Raw genomic sequence first — 24,026 nt, 5'->3', positions numbered from 1 at the left:
CTGGTCTCGCCTGGACCGATCACGTCCGGTGCCGGACTACTTCTTGATGTAGCAGTTGGGCGGGTTCCCGCAGTGATGACCTTGATCGCACTTGTGGCAGTGGCATGTACAGCCGCTCTTGGCCTTGACCGCAGATGTACGCATCGCGAATCAACTCCTTTGTTGTGAGCCGCGTGCATCGGGCAGGCACGCACTCACCAACGAATATAGGCCGATCCGAGCAGCGTCGGGGCGGCTCAGTTCTTCAGGATCGGCTTGAGCGCTTCGATCACCGCTGGGTCTTCGATCGTCGACGGCAACGGCTCCTCGCGGCCGTGGGCGATGCCCCGCATCGTCTTGCGCAGGATCTTTCCGGACCTCGTCTTGGGCAGCGCGGGAACGACGTCGACGAGCTTGAAACACGCTACGGCGCCGATGTTCTCGCGCACCGACTCGATGAGCTGCTCGGCAAGCCCGTCGGCCGAAGCCCCCTGCTGCAGGACGACGAAGCCGCGCGGCACCTGGCCCTTGATCTCGTCACGCACGCCGATGACCGCGCATTCGGCGACCGCCGGATGAGTGGCCAGCACGGCCTCGATGGATCCCGTCGACAACCGGTGTCCGGCGACGTTGATGACGTCGTCGATGCGGCCCATCACGAAGAGGTAGCCGTCCTCGTCGAGATAGCCGCCGTCGCCGGTGAGGTAGTAACCCGGATGCTCCGACAGGTAGGAGGCCTTGTACCGGTCGTCGTCGCCCCACAGGGTGGGCAGGGTGCCCGGCGGAAGCGGGAGCCGGATGCAGATGTCGCCTTCCTCGTTGGCTGCGCAGGGCGAGCCGTCGACGTGCAGAATCCTGACGTCGTAGCCGGCCATCGGAACCGTCGGGGATCCCGGTTTGATCGGCATGGGTTCCAGGCCCATCGGGTTGGCGGCGATCGCCCAGCCGGTTTCCGTCTGCCACCAGTGGTCGACGACCGGGACACCGAGTTTCTGCGCCGACCACTCGTAGGTGTCCGGGTCGAGTCGCTCACCGGCCTGGAAGAAGTACTTCATCTTCGACAGGTCGTAGCGGCCGATGTGCGTGCCGTCGGGGTCCTCCTTTCGGATCGCACGCACGGCCGTCGGCGCGGTGAACAGTGCCTTGACCCCGTGCTCGGACGCTACCCGCCAGAACGCACCCGGATCGGGCGTGCCGATCGGCTTGCCTTCGTAGAGCACGGTCGTGGCGCCCAGCAGCAGCGGTCCGTACACGATGTAGGAGTGGCCGACCACCCAGCCGACATCGGATGCGGCCCAGAAGACTTCGCCGGGTTCGATGTCGTAGACGTTGCGCATGCTCCAGAGCAGCGCCACCGCATGCCCGCCGTTGTCGCGGACGATGCCTTTGGGCTTACCCGTGGTCCCGGAGGTGTACAGCACGTAGAGCGGATCGGTCGCGGCCACCGGCACGGGGTCGACGGCCGCCGCGGCCGCGACGTCCTCCCAGTCGAGGTCGCGGTCCGGAGCCAACTCACAGCGCTGCCGGTCGCGCTGCACGATGACGCAGTTGCGCGGCGGGTGCGCGGACATCTCGAGTGCGGCGTCCAGCATCGGCTTGTAGGCGACGATGCGGGACGGTTCGATACCGCAGGACGCGGAGACGACGACTTTCGGTTGCGCGTCGTCGATGCGCGCCGCGAGTTCGTGCGCGGCGAACCCGCCGAACACGACCGAGTGGATCGCCCCCAGGCGCGCACACGCCAGCATCGCGATCACCGCCTCGGGGATCATCGGCATGTAGATCACCACGCGGTCGCCCTTGGTGACCCCGAGACCGCGCAGCCCCCCGGCGAATTTCGCTGTCGCGTCGCGTAATTCGCGGAAGGTATAGGTGCGTTGCGTCCCGGTGACCGGTGAGTCGTAGATCAGCGCGGGCTGATCGCCCCGGCCGTCGTCGACGTGTCTGTCGAGCGCGTTGGCGCACGTGTTCAGCTCACCGTCGGCGAACCACCGGTAGAACGGCGGGTTGGAGTCGTCGAGGATCTGTTTCGGCTCGCGGGTCCACGTCACCGCGCGTGCGGCATCGGCCCAGAATCCTTCTGGATCAGCGATGCTGGCGTCGAACAGCGCTCGGTATCCGGCCATACCGGCACGGTAGCGCGACGGCAGTTCCTATAGTCGCGTTATGGCTTCTGCTCCTCCGCCGATCGAAGGAGTGCGCCGAACCGACGTCACCGCCCGCGGTGTGCGCTTCCACGTCACCGAGGCCGGCCCCGCCCACGGGCGCCCGGTCGTCGCGCTGCACGGGTGGCCGCAACACCATTGGGTGTACCGCGACCTCTTGGGTAACCCCCCAGCGGGACTGCGGATCATCGCGCCGGACCTGCCCGGCTACGGCTGGTCGGGTCCTGCTCCGCACCGGTGGAAGAAGGACGATGTCGCCGCCGACGTACTGGCGCTGCTCGATGCGCTGGGTCTGGACCGGGTGTTGCTGGTGGGCCACGACTGGGGCGCGTACGTCGGGTACCGCATGGTGTTGGCGGCGCCGGAGCGTTTCGACGGCTACCTGGCGATGAACATGGCGCACCCGTGGGTGGGCCCGCGCGTCGTGGCGCCACAGCTGTGGCGGTTCTGGTACCAGGTGCCGCTTGCCACGTTCGGCGTTGCGGTGCTGCGGTACACCGGCTTTCTTGACCTGCTGTTCAAGGCCGGCTCGCAGTTGGATCCGGAGACCGCGCGGGTTTACGCCGATCGGTTCCGAGATCCGGTGGTGGCCCGCGCCGCGCGCGACACGTACCGAAGCTTCCTGCTCCGCGAGCTACCGGCCGCCGGCCGCGGGCCGAAGCCGCCGCGCGCCACCGTGCCGATCCGGTGTCTGTTCGGGCGCGATGACGCGGCTGTCCATCCGTCGCTGGCAGCGGAGGAGACGGCGGATGCCGACGACTACCGACTGGAGATGGTCGACGCCAGTCACTTCATCGTCGACGAGCGACCCGATCTGGTGCGTGAAGCGCTGATCGCCCTGGCCGAGGAAACCGCCCGGGCCTAGTTGCCATCACACCTGATCCGGCGCGGCGGGCAGGTCGATCTCGACGGTCAGGCCCCCGCCGGGGGTGTCGGAAGCCGAGATCGTTCCGCCCATCGCCTCGACGAATCCCGAGGCGACCGACAGGCCGATTCCGATGCCGATCGAGTCGTCGTCGCTGAGCCGCTGGAACGGGGCGAACACCTGCTCTTCGCTGCCTCGCGGAATACCGGGACCCTCGTCGACGACGGCGATGAGCACGCGGTCGCCCACCTGGCCCGCGGTCACCCGCACCAGGCTGCCGTCGGCGTAGCGCAGCGAGTTGTCGATCAGGTTGGCCAGGACGCGCTCCAGCAGTTCGTGGTCGGCCAGGGCCGCGTCGCAGTCGATCTCCACCTTCACCCGTTCACTGCCCGGTCGGGTGATTTCGTCTGTGTCCGCGCGAATTCCGAGCAGCGCGCGTTGGACGACGTGCTCCAGTTCGACGCGCGCCATCTGCGGTCGTACCGCGCCGGCGGCCAGGCGTGCCGAGTCCAGCAGGTTGGCCACCAGTGAGGTCAGCTGATCGACGGACTCCTCCACCGTGGCCAGGAGTTCGGCGGTGTTGTCGCCGGAGAAGTCGACGTCGCTGCTGCGGATCCGGGACGTCGCCGCCCTGGCGGCCGCGAGCGGGGTGCGCAGGTCGTGGCTGACCGCTGTGAGCAGCGCGTGCTGCAGTTTGTCCGCTTGGCCGACGACTTCGGCCTTGTTCGCCTCGGCCAACTCTCGTTGCCTGACCAGGTTGACGGCCTGCTTGCCGACGCCGCTGAGAACGCGACGGTCGCGCGTCGTCAACGCCGGTCCGGACAACAGCATCCAGTACTCGTCGTCGCCGATCTCGACGGGCGTGTCGGCGTCGTCGACGTCGGTGCAGGGGTCGGTGCCGGTGTGGGCGAGCAGTTCGCCGGTCTTGCTTCTCACGATGCTCACGGCGCGCTGGGAGTACGTTTCGCGGACCCGCTCCAGCAGGCTGTCGAGGTCCGCTTCGTTCAGCACGCCGTCGGCGAACAGCGCCAGCAGCGTGGCTTCCTGACTGGCTCGCCGCGCTTCTCGCGCCCGTCTCGAGGCCCGGTCGACGAGGGCGGCGACCGCGACGGACAGGAGCAGCATGATCACCGTCGCGACAAAGCCGTCGCTGTCGTGCACGGAGAACGCGTTCGCCGGAGCCACCAGGAAGTAGGTGATCAGCGCTCCGGACAGGGCGGCGGCCGTGACGGCCGGAGCGAGCCCGCCGAGCATCGCCGTGCCCAGCACCCCGATGAAGAACAGCGCGCCCGGGCCGCCGATGCGCAGGAACCCCTCCGGCAGCAGCAATGTCAGCGCGCAGACCGCGACCGGAATCGCGATAGCGGCAAGCCATGACGTGAGCCGGCGCTGTCGTGGCGAGAGCCGGGACCACGAGATGCCGGTGCTGGCCTGGTCGTGGCTGACCATGTGCACGTCCAGACCGCCGGCCTGCTGGACGACGGCCTCGCTGATGCCCTCGTCGAACATGCGCGACAGCCGTGAACGTCGGGATGTTCCGACCACCAACTGTGTGGCGTTGATGTCGTGCGCATAGGCGATCAGAGTGGAAGCGACGTCGTCGCCGACCACCGTATGCATGGTCGCGCCCAAGCTGGCGGCCAGTTCACGCACGGCCTTCTTCTGCTGATCCGAGATGGCCGTGAGGCCACCGCCGTCGACGATGTGCACCACTCTGAGGTCGGCGCCCGATCGGGAGGCGATGCGGGACGCCCGTCGCACCAGGACCTCAGACTCGGGGCCGCCCGTTACCGCCACCACCACACGTTCGCGGGGTGCCCATCGATCGCTGATCTTCTTGTCGGAGCGGTACTTGGCCAGCGCCGCATCGACCTGATCGGCCAGCCACAGCAGGGTCAATTGCCGTAGCGCCGTGAGGTTTTCGGGTCGGAAGTAGTTCGACAGTGCGGCATCGATGCGCTCCGGCGGGTACACGTTGCCGTGAGCGAGCCTGCGCCGCAACGCTTCCGGCGTGATGTCGACCAACTCGATCTGATCGGCGGCGCGTACTACCTCGTCGGGTATGCGGTCGGGTTCCTCGACTCCGGTGATCTGGGCGGCAAGGTCCGAAACGCTCTCCAGGTTCTGGACGTTGACGGTGGTGATCACCGTGATGCCGGCGTTGAGCAGTTCTTCGACGTCCTGCCAACGCTTCTTGTTCTTGCTGCCCGGGGCGTTGGTGTGGGCGAAGTCGTCGACGAGCACGACCTTCGGCCGCCGCTGCATGATCGCGGTGACGTCGATCTCCTGGTGCTGGACGCCGGGTTTGCCGGGGTTCTCGACCATGCGCGCAGGTATCACCTCGATACCCGCTAGCTGCTGGCCGACCTTGCGCCGGCCGTGGGTGTCGACGACGGCGGCAACCACGTCAGTTCCGCGCTCGAGACGGCGGTGCGCCTCGGCGAGCATGGAGTAGGTCTTGCCGACACCGGGCGCCGCGCCGAGGTAGACGCGCAGGTCCCCGGTCTTTCGTCCCAGTATTCCCATCGCTGACCAATTTACGTTGTGTAATGCGTGGCTCAAACCCTCCTTGTCGTCGCTGAGTGGTCGCGGCACTGTGCTCGCCGGGCCTTTGGTTCACAGTATTGCGCGAAATCACCTGTGTCTCTTTGGTTTCAGTAGTCACAAGTCGGCCTGGGTTGTCGGTGGGTGGGGTTAGCGTTGCAGTGTGGGATTCGAACGTATGAGCGAAGTGATCGCGGGGATGGCCGAGCAGCTGTCCGCGTTGGTCGGCGAGTCGTTCGACGCGTTGAGCACCTCTGAACAGTTGGCGCTGACAGCGCAGTGGGAGAGCTTCACCCGTGGTTCGGCGACCGTGGGCCACCGCCTGGTGGCCGGACTCCAGCAGGCCCCGCTCGCGGAGTTGGGGGAAAACAGCGTGCCCGGGGCGTTGGCGGTGTTGCTGCGCCTTTCCAAGGCCGAGGCGCATCGGCGGGTGGCCGAGGCAAAAGAGTTGGCGCCGCGCCAGGCGATGACCGGCGAGACACTCGAACCGGTGCTGGCCCACACCGCCGCGGCTGTGGAGCAGGGCCTGGTGGGTGCCGAGCATGTGCGGGTGATCCGGCGGTTCTTTGACCAGCAGGTGCCGGCCTCGATGCCCTTTGACGTGCGCGAGGCCGCCGAAGCGCAGCTGGCGCAGCTGGCCACCAAGCACACTCCTGAGGAGTTGCGCGCGGCCGCCCAGCGGTTGGCGGCGTATTTGAACCCGGATGGGGATTTCTCCGAGGAGTTGCGCGCGGCGCAGCGCTGGTTGCGTCTGGGTCGGCAGCGCCTTGATGGGATGAGTGAGCTACGTGGACTGCTTGATCCGGCCACGCGGGCGGCGTTGGAAGCAGTCCTGGCGGTGTGGGCGGCTCCTGGGCGCTGCCACCCCGACGGCGAAACCGAGGGTGAGGACGGTCAGCGATGTGCGGATCAGGATCCCTCGGCGCAGGCCGATCCCTCGGCGGAGACGGTGGCCGCTGATCGGCGCACGGTTGGCCAGCGCAACCACGATGCGCTCAATGCCATGTGCCGGAAGTTGCTCGCCTCGGGCACGTTGGGCAGCAATAACGGGTTGCCGGCGACGCTGCTGATCACCACGACGTTGCAGGAACTGGAGTCGGGCACCGGGCATGGGTTCACCGGGGGCGGGTCATTGGTGCCGATGAGCGAGGTGATCCGCCAAGCCGCTGAGGCGCATCACTATCTGGCGATCTTCGACAAGGCCACCGAAGAACCCCTCTACCTCGGGCGGGCTAACCGTTTGGCGTCCAAAGCCCAACGACTGGTGCTCTTCGCCAGGGATCGGGGCTGCACCCGGCCCGGCTGCACGGCCCCGGCTTACCACTGCCAGGCGCATCATGGGGACAATGATTGGGCCGCTGGCGGTCAGACGGACATCGACGAGCTGACTCTGGCGTGTGGCCCCGATAATCGGCGGGTCAAACCCGGCGGCTGGCGCACCTACAAACGCAAAGACGGGCGCACCGCATGGCGTCCTCCGCCCCAGCTCGACACCGGCCAAGCCCGCGTCAACAACTACCACCACCCCAACCGCTACCTCATCCCCGACGACGGAGACGACGAGGGTGACGACGAGGGAGCCCCCGAGGACAGCGGAGAGCGTGCTGACGACGGTGATGACCACAGCGATGATCGTGACGCCGGCTGACGGCTGCCTTTCGCCCGGCGATGATCGTGACGCCGGCTGACGTGGGCGTGTGGAGCGCGCGTTTGGTCAACGCCTCGTCGGGTAGCCCGCCACCATGGCTCACGGACGACCACTCGCGCTTGTGACGGGCGCTTCGAGCGGTATCGGTTTCGAGTTGGCGAAGCTGTTCGCAGACGACGGCTACGACCTCATCGTGGCCGCGGACGATGACGGCATCCACGCCAGCGCCGACAGCCTCGCCGCCGGCGGCACCGAGGTCCGCGCGGTTCAGGTCGATCTCCGCAAAGAGGACGACGTCGATCGGCTGTACGCCAGCGCCACCGAGGGCGGCCGCCGGTTGGACGCCGCCGCCCTCAATGCCGGCACCGGCGGCGGTGGCAGCCGATTTGTCGACCGTGGGCTCGAAGAAGACCTGAACATCATCGACCTCAACGTCCGGGGAACCACGCAACTGGCCAAACTGGTGCTCGCTGACATGGTCAGCGCCAACTCGGGCAAGCTTCTGTTCACGTCGTCGATCGTGGCGATGATGCCCGGCTCGTATCAAACCATCTACAACGCCTCGAAATCGTTTGTGCAGTCGTTCGCCGAAGCGCTGCAGGACGAGTTGCGCGACACCGACGTCGTCATCACCTCGCTGATGCCCGGCCCAACCGACACCAACTTCTTCCGCCGGGTCGGCATGCTCGACACCTTGGTGGGACGCATGCCGAAGGACGACGCCCACAAGGTCGCCAAACAGGGGTACGACGCGCTGATGGAGGGGAGGAAGAAAATCGTTGCCTCATCACCACTTTCGAAAGGGCTCGGCCTGATGAACCGGTTCCTGCCCGACTCGGTGAAGGCCGCCTCCAACAGGCTGATCTCGAGGTGAGTGTGTCGGGCTCTGCCGATGCTGTGGTAATCGGAGCCGGCCACAACGGTTTGGTCGCCGCAGCCATGCTGGCCGACGAGGGCTGGGACGTACTGGTTCTGGAAGCGCAGGACCAGCCCGGCGGCGCGGTCAAGAGCGCCGAACTGTTTCCCGGCTATGTCAGCGACCTGTACAGCGCGTTCTACCCGCTGTCGGTGACCTCCCCGGCTCTCCAAGCCCTGCACCTCGAGGAGCACGGCCTGCGCTGGTCGCATTCACACGCGGTCGTCGGCCATGCGAGCTCGGCCGATGACGAAGACGCTCCGCTGATTTGGCGCGATCTCGACCGCACCGCAGAGGATCTCGACCGTCGCACACCCGGTGACGGCGAGCGTTGGCGCGACTTGTTCGCCCAGTGGCAGCGCATCAAGGAACCGCTGGTGGAGACGTTGTTCGCGCCGTTCCCGCCGGTGCGTGGAGCGGTCGGTCTGCTGCGTGAGCTGGGCACCGCCGAGGCGCTTCGGTTGGCGCATCTGATGCTTCTCCCCGCAGGCGTGATGGCTGAGAAGCTGTTCGAGGGCGAGGCCGCGCGACTCCTGTTGCTGGGCAACGCAATGCACGCCGATGTTCCCATCGACGCGCCGGGCAGCGGCGTCATGGGATACATGCTGATCATGATGGCTCAGGACGGCGGCTTTCCGGTTCCGGTCGGCGGCGCCGGCCAACTGACCGCAGCGCTGGTGAACCGGGCGACGTCTGCGGGCGCCCGCATCCAGTGCGGACAGCAGGTCGACCGGATCGACGTCCGTGGCCGACGCGCGGTGTCCGTTCACACCTCCGGCGGCGAGACCGTCCGAGTGCGTCGGGCGGTGATCGCCGATACCTCGGCGCCGATGCTGTACCGCGACCTGCTCCCGGCCGACGCACTCCCCGAATCCGTGCTGCAGAGCATCGACCGGTTCGTCTGGGACACACCGGTGTTGAAGATCAACTACGCCCTCGACGCGCCGATCCCATGGCGTTCGCAGAGTCTGAACGATGCGGGCACGGTACATCTCGGCGCCGACCACGACGGCCTGATCCGGTGGATGGCCGACCTCAACACCGGCACCGTGCCGCTGCATCCGTTCCTTCTGTTCGGGCAGATGACCACCGCCGATCCGAGCCGGTCGCCAGCAGGCACCGAAAGCGCCTGGGCGTACACACATCTGCCGCGAGGCGTCGCCGATGACGCCTCCGCCGATCAGCTGTCGGCGGCGGTGGACGTGGTGTTGGAGAAGCATGCGCCCGGGTTCAGCGATCACATCGTCGGCAAGACGATTCAGCGGCCGTCGGACCTGGAGGCCAGCGACGCGAATCTGCATGCCGGTGCGGTGAACGGCGGGACATCACAACTGTTCCAGCAGTTGATCTTCCGACCGTTCCCGGGTTTCGGCGGCGCGGAGACGCCGGTCGAGAACGTCTTCCTCGGCAGCGCGGGCGCGTCCCCGGGCGGGGGAGTGCACGGTGTGTGCGGCCGCAACGCCGCACATGCCGCACTGGCCGCCGCCGGGAGACTGGGTTGGCCGCGCCGACAACTCAACCGCGCGATCCTGTCACTGATGACGCGATGAGCCGCGCCAGGTGAGGGATGCGGGCCAGTTGCGGCGACGTCGCGAAGAAAGTGTTCGGATGGCAGACGCTGCGGCCAGAACAACTCGAGGTGGTGACCGCGGACCGGATCACCGTGCTGTTCGACCTCTACGGGTACCGGACGCTGGACGTCGACGCCGCGCGGGACAACGACCTACTGGACGTGCGCGCGGCTAGTAGCCCGGCGTGACGACGTCTTCCAGTTCCTGCAACTCGGGCGACGGCCCAGGCTGTGGGTGGGGTGGCACCTGATTACCGGTGGACCCGGTGCATTCGGCACCGCTGACCCCGGGCGGGCAGGCGTTGTTGACTGCTGAGGCGGTGTTCGGAACCAGATAAGGCACGCACGTCCCGCTGTAGAGGTCGCTGTCCTCGCCGGCGGGGCAGGCCGCGAGGTGACTGGGGACGCTGGGCGAGGTAGCGACGACGGCCGCAACCATCGGGGCCATCGTCGCGAGCGCGGATCCACCGGCGATTGTGAGCCGTCGTCCGATGCGGAATCTCGTCAGCGCTGACATCCGAGTGCCTTTCCTAGTGGAACGACCTACACGTCGACATTATCTTGACCGCGCATCAGGTGTGCCAGGTCCGGCTGCACGACGATCGCGCGCGGTACCGTGCTCATCGGCGCAGCACGGGGGCGGCCCCCATAGCCCAATTGGCAGAGGCAGCGGACTTAAAATCCGCACAGTGTCGGTTCGAGTCCGACTGGGGGCACCGGAAGTTGCTGGTAGATGCGTTCTCGCGCCTACCGGATGGGCTCGCATTTCTCCCTCACCCGGCGCCACCCCGGCAGGCGGCGAGATCGCGGCGGCGAGGTCGGCGCGGCAGCTATCTTGTGGGGCTGCCGGCGACACCGGGAAGCGCAAGAAGTAGCACGCCGTCGCGCAAACCCGCCGGTATCCGCCAGACTTTCTTCATGGCCGCGATGAACATAGCTTCGAGCGCGTTTGAACGCCAGGCGTGGACCGAAGTCTACGAGTGTCTCTCCGACGCGGATGAACCACTCGATGCTGACGATCTTGAGCGCCTGGCGACTGCCACCTACTTGATCGGTAAGGACGACGAGAGCGTGCGGGCCTGGGAGAGGGCTTACTCCGCGTGCTTGGCTGCCGGCGATCCGGGCCGAGCCGCCGAATGCGGGTTCTGGTTGGCGCTAACGCAGTTGCTGCAAGGCAACACGGCGCGCGGCAGCGGTTGGCTGGCACGAGTGGGTCGGCTGGTGGAGGACCGCGAGCTAAACTGCGCCGCGCGCGGGTACTTACTCACTTCCGCAGGCCTTGGGGCGTGGACGGGTGGGGATTCCGCGGGAGCGTACGAGATGTTCGTTGAGGCCGGCAGGATCGCCGTACGGTTCGGTGATCGCGACTTGGCGGCTCTGGCCTGGCTGGGTCAAGGCCAGGCATCGGTCACCCAGGGCGAAACGGCTCGCGGCGTGGCACTGCTCGATGAAGCGATGGCGAGCGTCACCGCGGGGGAGGTGTCGCCCATCCCCGCCGGCATCGTCTATTGCGGCGTCATCGAGACGTGTATGGGCGTGTTCGACCTGGGGCGCGCGACCGAGTGGACCATCGCCTTGAGCGATTGGTGTGACGCCCAGCCTGACCTCGTTCCATACCGCGGTCAATGTCTGGTGCATCGCTCGCAGATCCTGCAGATCCACGGCGAATGGCCCGAGGCGACGACGGCCGCCCGCCTCGCTTGCGAGCACTTGTCGCGACCCGCTGCGCACCCTTCCTTAGGATTGGCGGCTTACCAGCGAGCGGAGCTGCACCGGCTGCGTGGAGAGTTCGACGACGCTGAAATCGCCTACCGGCAAGCCCATCAGTTCGGTCGAGAGCCGTTGCCTGGATTGGCCCTCCTGCGACTGGCCGAAGGGCACGTCCATGCCGCGATTGCCGCGATTCGTCGCGCGGTAGACCTAAGCCCCGATCGTGTCGGTCGGCCGGCAATATTGGCTGCGCACGTCGACATCATGCTCGCGGTCGGTGACGTCCCGGCAGCGCGAGCGAGCGCTGACGAACTTGCCGAGATCGCCGAAGCCATCGACGCGCTGTTCCTGCACGCCATCGCAGCTCACGCCGACGGGTCGACGTTGCTCGCCGAGGGCGACGCCCCCGCGGCTCTTGCTGCCCTGCGCCGGGCATCTGCGGGTTGGCGGGACTTGGCAATGCCCTACGAAGCCGCCCGGACGCGGGTTCAGACCGGGCTCGCCTGCCGAGAGCTCAGCGACTTCGACGCGGCGGCACTGGAGTTCGACGCCGCGCATGATGGCTTTAGCCGGCTCGGCGCAGTGCCCGACACGGAACGTCTGGCCGAGGTCATCGGGACCCAGGGGCGGTCGGCGGGGGGCCTCACCCCGCGAGAATGCGAGGTGTTACGGCTTGTCGCCGCGGGCAAGACCAACCGAGAGATCGGCGCGAGCCTCGTACTCAGCGAGCACACGGTCGCACGTCACCTGCAGAACATCTTCGCTAAGCTCGGCTTGTCATCTCGGGCAGCCGCCACCGCCTACGCCTACGAGCAACACCTCGTCTAACGGGTGGTTAGAACTGATCACTCGCACCGCGGCGATATGGTGAATTCGGTCGATGCGCCGACGGCGGTCTGATTCATATCGTCCGACCATGTCTCAACAGGTTGATTACCGTGACCTCCGGCGGACGGAAGCCGAGAATTACGCACGCGACTTCGTCCCGCTCATTCCCGCGCCGCTCGCCGGCGATCTCATCGAGGTGGCGGCACCCGAGCCGGGTGAATACGTCGTCGACGTCGCATGCGGGACCGGCGTCGTCACCCGCCTGGCCGCCGAACGAGTCGGGACCACAGGGAAAGTCGTCGGAGTGGACCTCAACCCCGGAATGCTGGAGGTTGCCCGCACAACCGCCGCACCGTCCGGTGCCGTGATCGAGTGGCGGGAGGGAAGCGCTGAAGCTCTTCCGCTCGCCGATGAGTCCTACGATCTGGTGTTGTGTCAGCTCGGGCTGATGTTCTTTCCCGACCGGCCCGCAGCCGCCCGCGAGATGCGGCGCGTGCTGTCGCCGGGTGGCCGCGTCGCGATCAACGCGCCGGGAACCATGCCGCGCTTTTTCGAGATCATGGTGGACGCCCTTGGTCGTCACATCAACCCTGACCTACCCGGATTCCTACGTTCGGTCTTCTCCCTGAGCGAGACCCAACTGCGCCAGTTGCTGGAAGTCGCCCACTTCCAAGACGTGACCGTCAAAACCATGACGAAGACGTTGCGGCTACCACCGCCGGCCGAATTCCTGTGGCAGTACCTTCAAGTCACACCTATCGCAGGGGTCGTCATGTCGGCGGGCGCCGACCGCAGACAACAACTTGAAAATGAGGTCGTTGCACGCTGGCAAGACTTCATCGATCGCGGCGGCATGCTCGTCGAGCAGCCGATCGTCGTCGCAACTGCTGAAAATTAGCACCTTCAAGCAATTTCACAAGACGCCCCCTGATCGAGCAAGCCTTCATCGTCGGCCTTACCAATCGTGACTGCCATCGGTATTACATCGACGGCCGTTCGCCTACCCGTTCGACCCGTGCACGACGCCCCCAAGGCGTACTCCCTCCGGTTTCCGTCGGTCGTTGATGCCTAACAGGCAAGCGGCACAATGGTATCCGACGCTGCGACCATCGTGAGAAAGCCGATCGCCAGGACTCAATCGAGCACAGGTGGCGGTTAGACTACGCGACCGCCTTAGGGCTTGCGGACGCTGCCGATAGGCCAACGGCAAGCGGCGAGCGCAGAACGCTGTTCGTCAGATCATTGCCGCCGGTAAAGGCGGCCGTGCATGCGCAACCAGGCGACGTTTCCGTTCGGGTCCCGCACGAAATTGGAACGGGTGCCGAGGGTTTGACCGTCTGGACCCAGGTCGAGTCCATAGTCCGGCCGGTAGAAGGCGAAGCCCAGATGTGCGCTGGTGTCGGCGTCCTCATCGGGGTGAGTGCTGGGATCGGCCAGGTCGCTCATGGTGCCGTGCAGTCGGCCATCCCTGCCCTCGAACTCGATGACAACCTTTTCGAGGCTGCCGGATTCGGTGATCTGCTCCGTCACGTACCGCCCTTCGTAGGGCGCGAGGTCCGCCGCGCTCAAAGTTTGCGGTTCCGCTGGCATATTGCTGACCCCAGCGAACCGGCGCAGCGCCCAATCATCGGCGAACAGATCGGTCGTGAGCTGCGCCCCACCCTCGGAGTTGGTGAGCAAGGTCATCGCGAAGTTTCGGCTGGGCACCATGAAGAAGCCCGACCTTTGGCCTTGCCAGGTGCCGCCGTGCTGCACGATCGTCTCGTTCTCGGCCGAGGGGCGCAGCATCCATGTCACCCCCATCCCGGTGAGCTCGACCTGCAGCGTGCCGCCGGCACCGGGGTTGGAGCGCATCGCGGCAAGTGCTTGTTGGCTCAGCAGCCGAGTGCCGTTGGGAGCGGTACCGTCACCAAGGTGAAACCTCGCGTAACGCAACTGATTCCGCACGCTAGATATCAATGATCCGGTCGGGTTGCAGCTGCGCGGGAACTCCCAGAAGCCGTTGTCGACAACGGGTTTACCGTCAACCACGTTGTGGGATGCCGCGATATTGAAGCCGATGATCTGGTCCGAGAAGTACCGGGTGTGCCTCAGCTCGAGCGGATCGAGCAGTAGATTCCGTACCGCCGCCTCGTAGGTGGACCCGGTGACGACCTCGATGATCCGCCCCGCCACGACCAATCCTGCGTTGTTGTAGGCGAATACGGCTCCCGGCGGTGTCAGTTGCGGTAACCGGGTCATCGACGCGACATAGCGCGACAACGCGTCATCACCATGGCCGAAGTCCTGCAGATCGTCGCCCAACCATCCCGCTGTGTGGTTGAGAAGCTGGCGCACGGTGACGGTGACGCTGGCAGATGGGTCCGCTACCGCGAAGTCAGGAAGATAGCGGCGGACCGGAGCGTCGAGGTCCACTTTGCCCTGATCCACCAGCCGCATCAGCGTCGTACCGGTGAAAGTCTTCGTGGTGGAACCGATACGGAACACCGTATCGCCGTCGACCGGTACCGGATGGTCGACATTGGTGACACCGTAGCCCTTTATGTACTCCTGGCCGCCCGCCAGGATGCCGACTGCCACCCCCGGTATCGCATAGGCCTTCATACCCTCTTCGATCTTGGCGTCGAGTTCGTCGAATCCCGTTGCCGCGTCGGACGCGGAGGTCGTCGTGGGTTCTGATGAAGGGCTCGAAGAACACGCGGACAGCGCCAGCGCAGCGGCCCCGGCGACGGCTCCGCCCAGCAGGCCGCGACGCGATATCCCCGCGACATCCGACGCTGTCGTCATGGTGGCGGAATGATCTCGTACGAAGGTGGTTGTGTCGCGCCGACACAACTCGTGTCCGGTCGACCCGGATCTTCGTAGAACGAGGCGATCACCTTCGCCCCGCAGTCATTCGTGTACACGCCATGGGCGACGCCGGGCACCGTCACGACGTGGGATTGCGAGAGATGTTGCGCCACATACTCACCCCACTGGGGCCCGGTCTGTCCGTCGTAACTGCCCGACAGGACGAGCGTCGGGATCGCGCTCTCGGTGACCGCCCGGATCTCATCGGGCGCCTTGGGCACATCCCAGGCGGCGCAGGCGTCGCGCAGGAACGGCAGTTGCGGCGCTTGGGCGCGAACCGACTCGGGAAACTTCGGAAAGGCCTGCTTTGCTTTCTCGAGTTGATCCTCGACCGATTCGAACGGGACCCATTCACGGCACCACACGCTCAAGGTCAAGCCCCAGCCCATGGTCCCGACCCGCTCGGGATTGGCCCACACTTCGGCGTACAGCTCGGCGATCCGGCTGGGATTGTTTCGGGCCAGTTCGTCGATCGCGGCCGGAAACTCTTCTGGAAAGTGGGTGGCTAGCGGGACGAACCAGTTCAGCAGCGCGCCACCGTCGAGGACGACTTCGGTGTCGCCGACCGACGGGACGGCGACCGTGGTGGTGACTGGACGCTCTTCGAGCCGATCGACCAGTCTGATGAACGACTCGGCGAGGTCGGGATAGCGCGCCTGACATGCGGACTGTGCCGCGCATGCATTAGTCATGTTGTCGAACGCCTCTCTGGCGCTGCTCCACGTCCACCCGGGGGTGGCGGCCGAGGGTGGCGCCACCCCATCGAGGGTCACCGACCTGATCCCGTCGGCGTCGTGCCGCATGTAGATCAGCGCGAGATCGGTGCCATACGAATGCGAAAACACATTCCACTGGTCGACACCCAACGCTGTCCGCAGGTCCGCAAGGTCATATGCGCTTTCGGTGGAGTTGAACGCCGCAAAGTCGGCCTCCGGGGCCAGGCGGTCGCGGCACGCCCGCACCGCCTGCACATACTGATCGCCGGTGGAGGCCGCGTCATAGACCAACCCGACCCGGCGCGCGTAGAACCGATCGATCTCCGGGCAGGTCAGCGCCGGCTTCGACGAGTGAGTTCCCCGCTGCGACAACAGGATCAGATCCCGGCTGCGGTTGATGCCCACATCGTTCGGAATCGGCGGATCCGCCACCGCGTCACCGCCGGGACCCCCAGTGAGGAACACAATCGGATCCGATGAGGGTGGCTGCGTCTCCGACGGAATGATCGCCACCGCCAAACGCAGCGTGCGCCCGCCAGCTTTGGTGCGGTCCTCGGGCACCACCAATTCCCCGCACCGGGCACCTCTCAACTCGGGCACCGGTTGCGGTGTTTCGGGGCAAGGCCCGGCCACGAATTGCGCAGGCGGATGTTCCACCGTTGTCGGTGTTGTCGGCGACGGCGCGCCAGCGTGCGGTGCGCTGGAGTTGCCGCACGCGGCGCAAACCACGACCACGATGAGCGTTAGCACAAACCCCACCCGGCGCACCGGACGCGCGGTGGGCGCCCAACCGTCAACTGGTGGAAACGGTTCCGCCCGCGTCACGGTAGAAATCTTGACACACGAACCGAGCGCAGGTCATAGAAATATGCCGAACTCGCCAAGGGCTCCGCTGAGACGCGGTCTACCATCGCCCGTCATTTCAGCGCGAGGTTGACGGCGACGACGAGCCAGCCCATTCCCGCATTCAGAAAGCCGATGACCACCGTCCATGCTCGGGAAAGGCTGGCCTGGCGAGCCGCTATCACGCCCCAGAAGAAGAGCAACACCACGTTGAGGTTGAGCGCGACCGTGGTGTAACCGATGGTGACTCCACCGTCGGGATGCTCCCAATCGTCGGGCCAGTCAAAGGCTGCAGCGAGCAGCAGCACGGCCAAAGTGGGCAGGGCTGCCGCGACGACGGGCCACCCACTGGCGACATTTCGCAGAAAGGCGGCAATGTACTGTGCGCCTCCGGACTCCTCGTGGCTCGAGACATGCAACCCGTACGCGCGGGTCAGCAGGCTCAACCCCACACCAAGGAGAATCCATGCGATTTCCTGCAGGGGGTTACCTCCGGCTTGGGCGGCCAGCAAGAGAGTCGTCATGATGGTGCCGGTGAGAAACGCGGCCAGTGTGCTGGACTCCAACCTCACAAGCTGCAAGCGTAAGCCGCAATCACGCCTCGGCGCCGGACCGACGCGACCTATGACGCCTATCGTTTTTAGAGTTGCTTCCCTGGATATTGGCTCAGATACGCTGTAATGCAAGGACTTATCTTCCTGACCGGGCCACCCCAGCGCGCGGGCTCAGCGGCGATTTTCAGCACGCCCGCGAACCACCCTCGCATCGTCGCACCGATGACCGACGACGGCACGGGTGCGTGGCGTGAACACGCCGCATGATCAGGGGCACGGCCTCCGCGTTGTTCTCCGCGACATCCTGGAACCTGCGGCCCGGGCCAGATGTTCGTGGACGTCGCGTTGGATGCCGACCCGCGGGGGTCGGTCGCCTTTTCAGGTGACGGACCGAAAGCCGTGTTTCGTGCGGTCGTGACGCATCAGTGGAGGCTTTGAGGATCCGTTGAGGTCGACGCCCGATTCTCTTTTCAACCACGAAGACCGTGGCTCCACGAAAGGAAAATCCGATGACCAACACCCCGTTCACCAAGCCCGCAGGGACCGCCGCGACCTTGGGCGCGGTCAAGAAGTTCGCCACCGCTGCCGCCATCGCGGGGGCCCTGGGGCTAGCTGCCCTCGGCATGGCCGGCGCCGCGTCCGCGGCGCCCGCCAACGACTCCGGGTCGGCGCACTCCACGACCTCCTCCGGGGATCACGCCGGCTCGGTCTCCGTGCCGCACGCTGAGTCGTCGGCGCCGCACGCGGAGTCGTCGGCCCCGCATGCTGAGTCGTCGGCGCCGCACGCCGAGTCGTCCGCGCCGCACGCTGAGTCGTCGGCCCCGCACGCGGAGTCGTCGGCCCCGCACGCCGATGCAGCCTCACCGGCGGGTGACGACGTCGTCCACGCCCACCTGATTCCCGGTGTCGAGCTCGTACCACCGGCCGCCGCACCGCACGCTGAGTCGTCCGCGCCGCAGGCTGAGTCGTCGGCGCCGCATGCCGACGCGGCCTCGCCGGCGGGTGACGACGTCGTCCACGCCCACCTGATTCCCGGCGTCAAGCTCGTACCACCGGCCGCTGACGATCCGCAGACCGCTCACCCGACTCCGGATTCCACGTCGAATCCCAACGAAATCGGCATGGTCTACCCGTCCGGCAGCATCTACCCCAACCCTCCCGATTACGACCCCAACTGCGGACCCGCCTGCTACGAGGTGATTGACGAGTGAGGTGCACGACAAGCAAGTGAGTTGAGCGGGGCAGGTGTTTCCAGTGGAACACCTGCCCTTGCTCCGTTTATAGATCGGACCCCGCGGTGATGGCGGTCCGGTTCCAGCTTCTGTTCGCGTTCTCCTCAGCACATGGGACGGAGGGACCTGTGCGACGCGCCACGGCGACTACTCCGCACGCAGCAGCGGATTCATCGGCGCCGCGAGATCACTGCGGCGACGACCGCCAGTATCGTGGCCTGGTGCGATCAGTCGGGCCGATCCGACGCAGGCTCGTCGGAAGTCTGCGACGAATCACAATCGCTTCGGCCCTGGTTCTGGCAGGTGTCCTCAGCCTTGCCATCGATATCAGCGCTTTCAGTGCACGGTCGGACGCGGCGCCGGCGGATGCGGCCATCGTCCTGGGCGCGGCCGTCGACGACGACGAACCCTCGCCCGTGCTCGAGGAGCGGCTGCGGCACGCGGCCACGCTGTACGAATCAGGCCAGGTCGATTGGATCGTCCTGACGGGCGGTGTCGGACAACGAGACACGCTCTCCGAATCCGAGGCCGGCCGCGACTGGCTGATCAAGGCTGGGGTGCCGGCGGTCCGCTTGCTCATCGAGAACAGCTCGCGCACCACCAAGCAGAACTTCGCCTACGCCCGACCGCTGCTCGCCGAACATGAAATCAACCGAGTGCTCATCGTCAGCGATCCGCTGCACATGCGCCGTGCCACGCGTATCGCCACCGAATTGGGCCTTGACGCGCACCCTTCGCCGACGCCCAGTAGCCGCTACAAGACCCTCCAGACGCAGATCCCGATGTTGTTGCGCGAGGTTTACCACAGCGTGCAGTACTTCATGACGCGCCAATGACGAGCAACGCGCACGGTTTACGCCGAGGCGGCCAGCGCCTTGCTGTCCTCGTCGGCGAAGGTGTCCTCCAGCGTCAGCGGTGAGTAGTCCAGGTCGATCTCCCCGACTGGGCGGCCCCGGGCACTGCTGATGGTGCCGAATCGCCGCATTCCCTTATCGCTTGCGTACTGCTTCATCTCGCCCGCTTCCAATCCGAACGGAATCTCGTCGTAGAGGGCCGACCCGTCATCGGCGTTCTGCAGCACCAGCGGGATGAGTTCATTCATCCGCTCCTCGAACACCGTCCAGTTCGAGTCATCGGCGGCGACGTGACGCCGACAGGTGAAGGTGCCCCAGGCCATGTGGCGCCGCTCGTCGTCGCCGATGCGCCGCACCAACTCCTGCATGCCGGGCAAAATGCCGCGGTCCACGCAAATACGGTGCCACGCATAGTATCCCGTCAACGCCATCATGCCTTCGATGACGTGGTTGTAGGTCGCTGACGCGCGCACCTGCGCGGCGGGGGACGGGTCGGCGTTCAACGCCTCCAGCGAACTCGGCAGTTCGTCATAGAAAATCTTCCGGTACGACGGGAGATCATCGAGGTGGTGGTGGAGGTCGTCGGTCAGCCCGACGGCGTCCAACCACATCCGGAACACCTGGGTGTGCTTGGCTTCCTCGAACGCGAACTGGGTCAGATACATCTCGTCGCCCAAACGGCCTTCGGCCCGCATCGCGGCCATGAACGGCTGGATGTCCTGGGTGACGGCTTCTTCGCCGGCGATGAACTGCGCACACAGTCGTGCGGCGTAATCACGCTCGAGTTCGGTCAGGGACTCCCAGTCCTCCCGGTCGCGGGAGAAGTCGATATCGGCGGGATTCCAGAACTTCGCATTGCCCCCTGCGAAGAGCTTCAACGGGAGGCTGTCCCAGTTGAGGCCACCGGCGTCGAGTGACGCTGAGTTCTTTCGTGTCATCGTTGGACCTCCTTGGTCGTCCTTTGGGCTGGGTTGTTGCTGGAGAATGCTTGCGCCAGAACGGATACGAGCCTGCGCACTGCGAGTGCCGGCTGATCGGGAGTGGGATCGTCGAGCCCGAGAACCGGATCCATGCCGCGCACGTAGGGGGCCAGCGCCATGTGGGGAAAGATCATCAGCAGCAACGACAGCAGAGCGTCGGTGTCGCAATCGGCGCGCAGGTCACCGCGCGCATGTGCATCGCGCACCAGTGGCCGCAGAACCTCCAGGTAGTGGCGATGGAGGACGGTGTGCACGGAAACCCTTGCGTCGGTGTCGATCTCGAAGTTCGACGCGGCATGCAGAGCGCGGTCGTGCGGGTGGTCGGCAAAGTACGCCACCCAGGTGTCAAGCAGATCGGTGAGGAACTCGAAGAAGGGCCGGCTCGGGTCGAGTTCCCGGATTCGTTCTTCGATGTACGACCGCACTCGCTGGCTGCCGAGATCTGCGATGTAGGCGTAGAGATCGCGCTTGTCGGCGAAGTACTGGAACAGGCTGCCCTTCGCGACACCCGCGCGGCGTGCGATGACGTTCAGGCTGCCCTGCGAGTAGCCGTGCGCCCCGAACTCTGCCTCCGCCGCTTCGATCACAGCCGCGCGCCGGCTCGGGTCGACCCGAGCCCATGTGACAGTCGGCATCCACACCTCCCAGCGATGACCACTGGTCATACTACTGTGAGTGGCGTCACAGTCAAGAGGGCCTGGCCGGATCGTCATTCAGTGCTGAGACGACGCGCGACCGTGCCAAATGCACTGGTGGCTGGTGGATCAGCTCGTCAGCCCGTCGCCGCTACCGTCGCCGCCCTAGGATGTGGCGGTGCGCTCCGTGTTGCGGCCGTTCGACCTGTGGTGGCGCTATTTCCCTCAATTGGCGGCGCTGTACCTGCTCGGTTGGCTGGGTCGTCGCGGCGCCATCGAGCTGGCGGCCTGGGCCGGTTGGGACAACGACGTCTGGGCCGCGCTGATCATGCCGTTCGCCGGGATGGCGCGGCTCGGTTCGTACGTCGCGATGTTCTTGGTGCTGCGCTCGGCCATCCCCGCGCTGGCGGCGCTGCCGCGGCGATCTGCGCGCAGCGTCGACGTGTTCGCCAACATCATCGTGCCGTTCTTCGCGATCTATCTGGCCTGGAAGCTGTTCGCAGAGGACTGGATCGAGTTCGAGACGGTGGCCCTCGACTATCGCATCACCGACTCCGTCACCGAAGCGCTGACATCCACGGAGCCCACCGAGCTTCATCCCGATCAACTGCCCGTCGGCACCACCACGTGGGTGATCATCGTGTCGGCGCTGGTCGTGCGTTATGTGCTCAGCAAGCTCAAGGACAAGCTGCCGGGGTGGATGATCGCCGTCCGCGTCTACGTCGACGCGCTGTGGGTCTTCCTCACGCTGAGCTTCGCTGCCAGCGAGGGCGTCGGCTTCCTCATCAACCCGATGGGCTGGATCTCCGAACGGCGAATCGTGGTGTGGTTCAACGAGACGCGGGCCGCACTGTTTTCGCACTTCGCGCCGCTGGAAGCCTTGTGGGACGGCCTGATGGCGGTGCTGCGGACAGCATTCGGTGGAGCCACGATCCCGCTTCTCTGGCTCGCCGTCGCCGGGATCGTCTACGGCGTGTCCATGCCCGACTGGCGCCGCGCGGCTCGCCGCGTTGTGGGCAGTCGCGCCGACAGGGTGATCAACAGCGCGGCAGAGCGGCGCAAGATGCTCAAAGAGCGCGGTTGGGACGTGCCCGAGACGCTGGGCCAAAAGGTGCGCTCCTGGCTGCTCTCCAAGCTGGGCAATTACAGCACCATCGTTGATTCGGCACGGCTCATCCTTTACGGGGGAGTCTTCGCCCTGTCGCTGTACGTGTTGGGCTATCTCGGCTTGGCGTGGCTCGACATGTCCGGGTCTTTCTATCGGCCCGAGATGGGCAATGGCTACTTATTCCGGTTCGTGGCATGGCTTCTCGGTCCGCATCCGCTGCCCTTCTGGTACGGCTTCGCCGAAACGATCGCGCTCGGCTCGCACCTGATCATCGAGCCCCTTCGCATCTGCCTGATCGCGTCCACGGTGGCGTACTGCCTTGAGCAACTCGAAAAGCAGGAACCTACAACATCATCCGCGCCAGTAGCCGACCGTCAGCACTCGTGACATCGAGCGCGTCGGGCACCGCATCCTGCGGCAGCACGAACGCGAACTGCACCGGGCCGGGCTTCTCACACCTGATCCCCACACCATCGGGTGGAGTCGGCCCCAAACCGCCCGCCTTCTCCGATGCCCACCGCCGCTGACCGTCGGTGATGACAGCGCTGCAGGTTTCGGGGTTCTCACGTGCCGGACCCGACATGTCCACCGTCACCACCGTCAATACGGCGCCCTCGGGTAGCTGCGGCCCGAACCGGGAAGGCTTGCGGTTCAAGTGCCTCACCGAGTCGACCTCCCAGGTGTATCCGCCGGCGCCGCCGGACTCACCCTTCGCCACCACTACGTCCGGAACCACCGTGTCGCGGTAAGTGGTCCACTGATCGCCCAGTGTGGTCGCGATGATGACGCCGAGTGCGGCCACCATGACGACGGCACCGATCAGGTTTCGCACCCACAGCGCCGACAGCCATCTCCTCATGACGCACGTTCCAAGGGAGCCTCGAGTCTCACGGTCTGTACTCGGCGGGCGGCTGCGAGCGGAACATCGATGACAAGACGCGAGTCCAGTTGCTCGTCATAACCCGTCCACACCCGCAGCGTGATCGGTGCGGATGAGCCGGGCTCGACCAGGGCCGGCGCGACATCGAACACCCACGACCCGCGTTGCGCGATGCCGGGCCTGACGTTCCCCCGGAGAGTTTTGAGGAAAAACCGATCGGTGGGTGTGTACGTGTTCGGCCCGACGATCAGGTCACTGCGGGGTAGTTCGGTGGTGACCGGTGCCTCCAGGGTGGCGTCGACAACCACCCAAACGCCCGCGGGTGCAACCGAATCCACTTGCGAAGAGATACGGACATCGGTGACGGTAGCCGCGACGTCGCGGCCGGCGGCACGCTGTCCCGCCTCGCCGTACACGTCGAACGGTCCGGTGATGTCCGGCGGTGTCGGCAGGTTCTGCCACACCACCGCGGCCGCCGCGATCACAACGACTGTCGTGATCACCGTCAGCGCCCGGCGCGTGCGCGGATTCACGGCAGCCCCTGGACCGGAACGACCACCCGACCGTAGTTATCCGTGTCGATCCATTCCTTGCCACCGTAGGTGACCATCAGCTGCGTGAACGTCTTCTTCCACACCCGGATGGTCACCTCCTGAGTCGAAACTGCGCTGGATTCCGGGACCTGCCAAGTGAACGCCAACTGTTCGGTGAGTCCGGGTCCGAGACTCTGGATCGCAGAACCGTCGCGCAGACGGAAGGTCCCGAAGATCTCCTTGCCGGGCAGACCCTGTAGGTCGAGGAGATCGCGGAGACCTCCTGGCACGGTGCCGGTGTTGTCGACGGTTGCCACGACGCCCAGGTAGACCTTGCCGGGTTCGGCAGCGCCGATGGTGGCCAACCCACCCTTGAGTTCGCGGACGAACCTTGCCCGCTCGACCGTGATCGTGAACTGGCCGTCGCTGAACTCCTCGGCGACCTTGAACGGGGTGACTTGCTTGTCGACGGTCTCGAGGCCGCCGAACGCGGCGGTGGCCACCAGAATCAGCAGAAGCGCGGTCCGTCTGATCTGTGCGACGTTCAATCGGGACAACCTCTGCGCGACCCGATGCGTCCGCGGCACGGGGACCGGAGGTTCGCCACCCACGTTGG

21 protein-coding genes and 1 tRNA gene are annotated in these 24,026 nt (G+C 66.0%); 11 read left to right on the top strand and 11 right to left on the bottom strand.

Going from position 1 to position 24,026, the window contains the following annotated elements:
* Positions 1-236: 236 nt before the first annotated feature.
* A complete protein-coding gene (locus tag CEX88_RS07670) occupies positions 237-2,105 on the bottom strand; it encodes a propionyl-CoA synthetase (protein WP_094293013.1) in 1,869 nt (622 codons plus the stop codon).
* Between the two features lie 40 nt (positions 2,106-2,145).
* On the opposite strand from CEX88_RS07670, the gene CEX88_RS07665 reads away from it, so the two are divergent.
* The gene (locus CEX88_RS07665) at positions 2,146-3,009 is read left to right on the top strand and encodes an alpha/beta fold hydrolase (RefSeq protein ID WP_094293012.1); all 864 of its coding nucleotides are present in this window, start codon (positions 2,146-2,148) and stop codon (positions 3,007-3,009) included.
* Between the two features lie 6 nt (positions 3,010-3,015).
* Here CEX88_RS07665 and CEX88_RS07660 read toward each other — a convergent pair whose 3' ends face one another.
* Complete coding sequence (locus tag CEX88_RS07660) at positions 3,016-5,535, bottom strand: sensor histidine kinase (RefSeq protein ID WP_094293011.1); 2,520 nt, start codon at positions 5,533-5,535, stop codon at positions 3,016-3,018.
* A gap of 181 nt (positions 5,536-5,716) precedes the next feature.
* Between CEX88_RS07660 and CEX88_RS07655 the strand changes: the two genes are divergently transcribed.
* The 4 genes from CEX88_RS07655 (at position 5,717) to CEX88_RS07640 (ending at position 9,876) form a co-directional block, all read left to right on the top strand.
* Positions 5,717-7,201 (top strand): HNH endonuclease signature motif containing protein, encoded by a 1,485-nt coding sequence (locus CEX88_RS07655; protein ID WP_238381987.1) that lies wholly within the window; start codon positions 5,717-5,719, stop codon positions 7,199-7,201.
* 94 nt (positions 7,202-7,295) lie between these two features.
* Complete coding sequence (locus CEX88_RS07650) at positions 7,296-8,075, top strand: SDR family NAD(P)-dependent oxidoreductase (RefSeq protein WP_094293009.1); 780 nt, start codon at positions 7,296-7,298, stop codon at positions 8,073-8,075.
* On the top strand, positions 8,072-9,667 hold the full coding sequence (locus CEX88_RS07645; protein WP_094293008.1) for a phytoene desaturase family protein: 1,596 nt from the start codon (positions 8,072-8,074) through the stop codon (positions 9,665-9,667). The genes CEX88_RS07650 and CEX88_RS07645 overlap by 4 nt, the downstream gene beginning before the upstream one ends.
* A gap of 17 nt (positions 9,668-9,684) precedes the next feature.
* Positions 9,685-9,876 carry a hypothetical protein gene (locus CEX88_RS07640; RefSeq protein WP_094293007.1) on the top strand — a complete coding sequence of 64 codons (192 nt, stop codon included), beginning with the start codon at positions 9,685-9,687 and terminating at the stop codon, positions 9,874-9,876.
* Here the strand turns inward: CEX88_RS07640 and CEX88_RS07635 are convergent.
* Positions 9,860-10,204, bottom strand: a complete 345-nt coding sequence (locus CEX88_RS07635) for a hypothetical protein (RefSeq protein ID WP_094293006.1) — start codon at positions 10,202-10,204, stop codon at positions 9,860-9,862. The two genes, CEX88_RS07640 and CEX88_RS07635, sit on opposite strands and share 17 nt — an antisense overlap.
* A 125-nt stretch (positions 10,205-10,329) precedes the next feature.
* Here CEX88_RS07635 and CEX88_RS07630 point away from each other — a divergent pair.
* From CEX88_RS07630 to CEX88_RS07620, 3 genes are all read left to right on the top strand, one after another.
* Positions 10,330-10,403, top strand: a tRNA-Leu gene (locus CEX88_RS07630).
* Between the two features lie 202 nt (positions 10,404-10,605).
* Positions 10,606-12,225, top strand: coding sequence for a helix-turn-helix transcriptional regulator (locus CEX88_RS07625; RefSeq protein ID WP_094293005.1), 1,620 nt, complete (start codon positions 10,606-10,608; stop codon positions 12,223-12,225).
* A gap of 88 nt (positions 12,226-12,313) precedes the next feature.
* On the top strand, positions 12,314-13,123 hold the full coding sequence (locus CEX88_RS07620; protein ID WP_202931399.1) for a class I SAM-dependent methyltransferase: 810 nt from the start codon (positions 12,314-12,316) through the stop codon (positions 13,121-13,123).
* Between the two features lie 341 nt (positions 13,124-13,464).
* Here CEX88_RS07620 and CEX88_RS07615 read toward each other — a convergent pair whose 3' ends face one another.
* The 3 genes from CEX88_RS07615 to CEX88_RS07605 form a co-directional block, all read right to left on the bottom strand.
* Positions 13,465-15,012: a serine hydrolase domain-containing protein gene (locus tag CEX88_RS07615; protein ID WP_094293003.1), complete on the bottom strand. Its 1,548-nt coding sequence runs from the start codon at positions 15,010-15,012 to the stop codon at positions 13,465-13,467.
* The gene (locus CEX88_RS07610) at positions 15,009-16,391 is read right to left on the bottom strand and encodes an alpha/beta hydrolase (protein ID WP_238381986.1); all 1,383 of its coding nucleotides are present in this window, start codon (positions 16,389-16,391) and stop codon (positions 15,009-15,011) included. The genes CEX88_RS07615 and CEX88_RS07610 overlap by 4 nt, the downstream gene beginning before the upstream one ends.
* A gap of 317 nt (positions 16,392-16,708) precedes the next feature.
* A complete protein-coding gene (locus CEX88_RS07605) occupies positions 16,709-17,206 on the bottom strand; it encodes a hypothetical protein (protein WP_126315823.1) in 498 nt (165 codons plus the stop codon).
* 491 nt (positions 17,207-17,697) lie between these two features.
* Here CEX88_RS07605 and CEX88_RS07600 point away from each other — a divergent pair, with 491 nt between their 5' ends.
* Both CEX88_RS07600 and CEX88_RS07595 read left to right on the top strand, forming a co-directional pair.
* Entirely contained in the window at positions 17,698-18,399 is a 702-nt protein-coding gene (locus tag CEX88_RS07600; protein ID WP_094293001.1) for a hypothetical protein, read from the top strand.
* A gap of 242 nt (positions 18,400-18,641) precedes the next feature.
* Complete coding sequence (locus CEX88_RS07595; protein ID WP_238381985.1) at positions 18,642-19,256, top strand: YdcF family protein; 615 nt, start codon at positions 18,642-18,644, stop codon at positions 19,254-19,256.
* Between the two features lie 17 nt (positions 19,257-19,273).
* On the opposite strand, the gene CEX88_RS07590 is transcribed toward CEX88_RS07595, so the two are convergent.
* Together CEX88_RS07590 and CEX88_RS07585 are read right to left on the bottom strand one after the other, a co-directional pair.
* A complete protein-coding gene (locus CEX88_RS07590) occupies positions 19,274-20,212 on the bottom strand; it encodes a R2-like ligand-binding oxidase (RefSeq protein WP_094293000.1) in 939 nt (312 codons plus the stop codon).
* Positions 20,209-20,889 carry a TetR/AcrR family transcriptional regulator gene (locus CEX88_RS07585; protein ID WP_094293116.1) on the bottom strand — a complete coding sequence of 227 codons (681 nt, stop codon included), beginning with the start codon at positions 20,887-20,889 and terminating at the stop codon, positions 20,209-20,211. The genes CEX88_RS07590 and CEX88_RS07585 overlap by 4 nt, the downstream gene beginning before the upstream one ends.
* A 178-nt stretch (positions 20,890-21,067) precedes the next feature.
* Here CEX88_RS07585 and CEX88_RS07580 point away from each other — a divergent pair, with 178 nt between their 5' ends.
* Entirely contained in the window at positions 21,068-22,384 is a 1,317-nt protein-coding gene (locus CEX88_RS07580; RefSeq protein ID WP_094293114.1) for a hypothetical protein, read from the top strand.
* Here the strand turns inward: CEX88_RS07580 and CEX88_RS07575 are convergent.
* Genes CEX88_RS07575 through CEX88_RS07565 form a run of 3 tightly spaced genes read right to left on the bottom strand, consistent with a single transcriptional unit; the run spans position 22,341 to position 24,021 of the window.
* The gene (locus tag CEX88_RS07575) at positions 22,341-22,856 is read right to left on the bottom strand and encodes a hypothetical protein (protein WP_238381984.1); all 516 of its coding nucleotides are present in this window, start codon (positions 22,854-22,856) and stop codon (positions 22,341-22,343) included. The two genes, CEX88_RS07580 and CEX88_RS07575, sit on opposite strands and share 44 nt — an antisense overlap.
* Positions 22,853-23,410, bottom strand: a complete 558-nt coding sequence (locus CEX88_RS07570; protein WP_082961740.1) for a hypothetical protein — start codon at positions 23,408-23,410, stop codon at positions 22,853-22,855. Before CEX88_RS07570 ends, CEX88_RS07575 begins: the two co-directional genes overlap by 4 nt.
* Positions 23,407-24,021 carry a hypothetical protein gene (locus tag CEX88_RS07565; protein ID WP_066845819.1) on the bottom strand — a complete coding sequence of 205 codons (615 nt, stop codon included), beginning with the start codon at positions 24,019-24,021 and terminating at the stop codon, positions 23,407-23,409. The genes CEX88_RS07570 and CEX88_RS07565 overlap by 4 nt, the downstream gene beginning before the upstream one ends.
* Between the last annotated feature and the right edge of the window lie 5 nt (positions 24,022-24,026).

It is taken from the genome of Mycobacterium neumannii, from assembly GCF_002245615.1.
GTDB classification, from domain to species: domain Bacteria; phylum Actinomycetota; class Actinomycetes; order Mycobacteriales; family Mycobacteriaceae; genus Mycobacterium; species Mycobacterium neumannii_A.
Note: the sequence above shows the minus strand (reverse complement) of the source record. Positions and strands in the feature narration are given on the sequence as shown.

Excerpts from the sequence above, each read along its gene's own strand:
- CEX88_RS07670 (WP_094293013.1), bottom strand. The coding sequence starts at position 2,105 with ATGGCCGGATACCGAGCGCTGTTCGACGCCAGCATCGCTGATCCAGAA.
- CEX88_RS07665 (WP_094293012.1), top strand. The coding sequence starts at position 2,146 with ATGGCTTCTGCTCCTCCGCCGATCGAAGGAGTGCGCCGAACCGACGTC.
- CEX88_RS07660 (WP_094293011.1), bottom strand. The coding sequence starts at position 5,535 with ATGGGAATACTGGGACGAAAGACCGGGGACCTGCGCGTCTACCTCGGC.
- CEX88_RS07650 (WP_094293009.1), top strand. The coding sequence starts at position 7,296 with ATGGCTCACGGACGACCACTCGCGCTTGTGACGGGCGCTTCGAGCGGT.
- CEX88_RS07640 (WP_094293007.1), top strand. The coding sequence starts at position 9,685 with ATGCGGGCCAGTTGCGGCGACGTCGCGAAGAAAGTGTTCGGATGGCAG.
- CEX88_RS07635 (WP_094293006.1), bottom strand. The coding sequence starts at position 10,204 with ATGTCAGCGCTGACGAGATTCCGCATCGGACGACGGCTCACAATCGCC.
- CEX88_RS07625 (WP_094293005.1), top strand. The coding sequence starts at position 10,606 with ATGGCCGCGATGAACATAGCTTCGAGCGCGTTTGAACGCCAGGCGTGG.
- CEX88_RS07620 (WP_202931399.1), top strand. The coding sequence starts at position 12,314 with ATGTCTCAACAGGTTGATTACCGTGACCTCCGGCGGACGGAAGCCGAG.
- CEX88_RS07615 (WP_094293003.1), bottom strand. The coding sequence starts at position 15,012 with ATGACGACAGCGTCGGATGTCGCGGGGATATCGCGTCGCGGCCTGCTG.
- CEX88_RS07600 (WP_094293001.1), top strand. The coding sequence starts at position 17,698 with ATGACCAACACCCCGTTCACCAAGCCCGCAGGGACCGCCGCGACCTTG.
- CEX88_RS07590 (WP_094293000.1), bottom strand. The coding sequence starts at position 20,212 with ATGACACGAAAGAACTCAGCGTCACTCGACGCCGGTGGCCTCAACTGG.
- CEX88_RS07585 (WP_094293116.1), bottom strand. The coding sequence starts at position 20,889 with ATGCCGACTGTCACATGGGCTCGGGTCGACCCGAGCCGGCGCGCGGCT.
- CEX88_RS07575 (WP_238381984.1), bottom strand. The coding sequence starts at position 22,856 with ATGAGGAGATGGCTGTCGGCGCTGTGGGTGCGAAACCTGATCGGTGCC.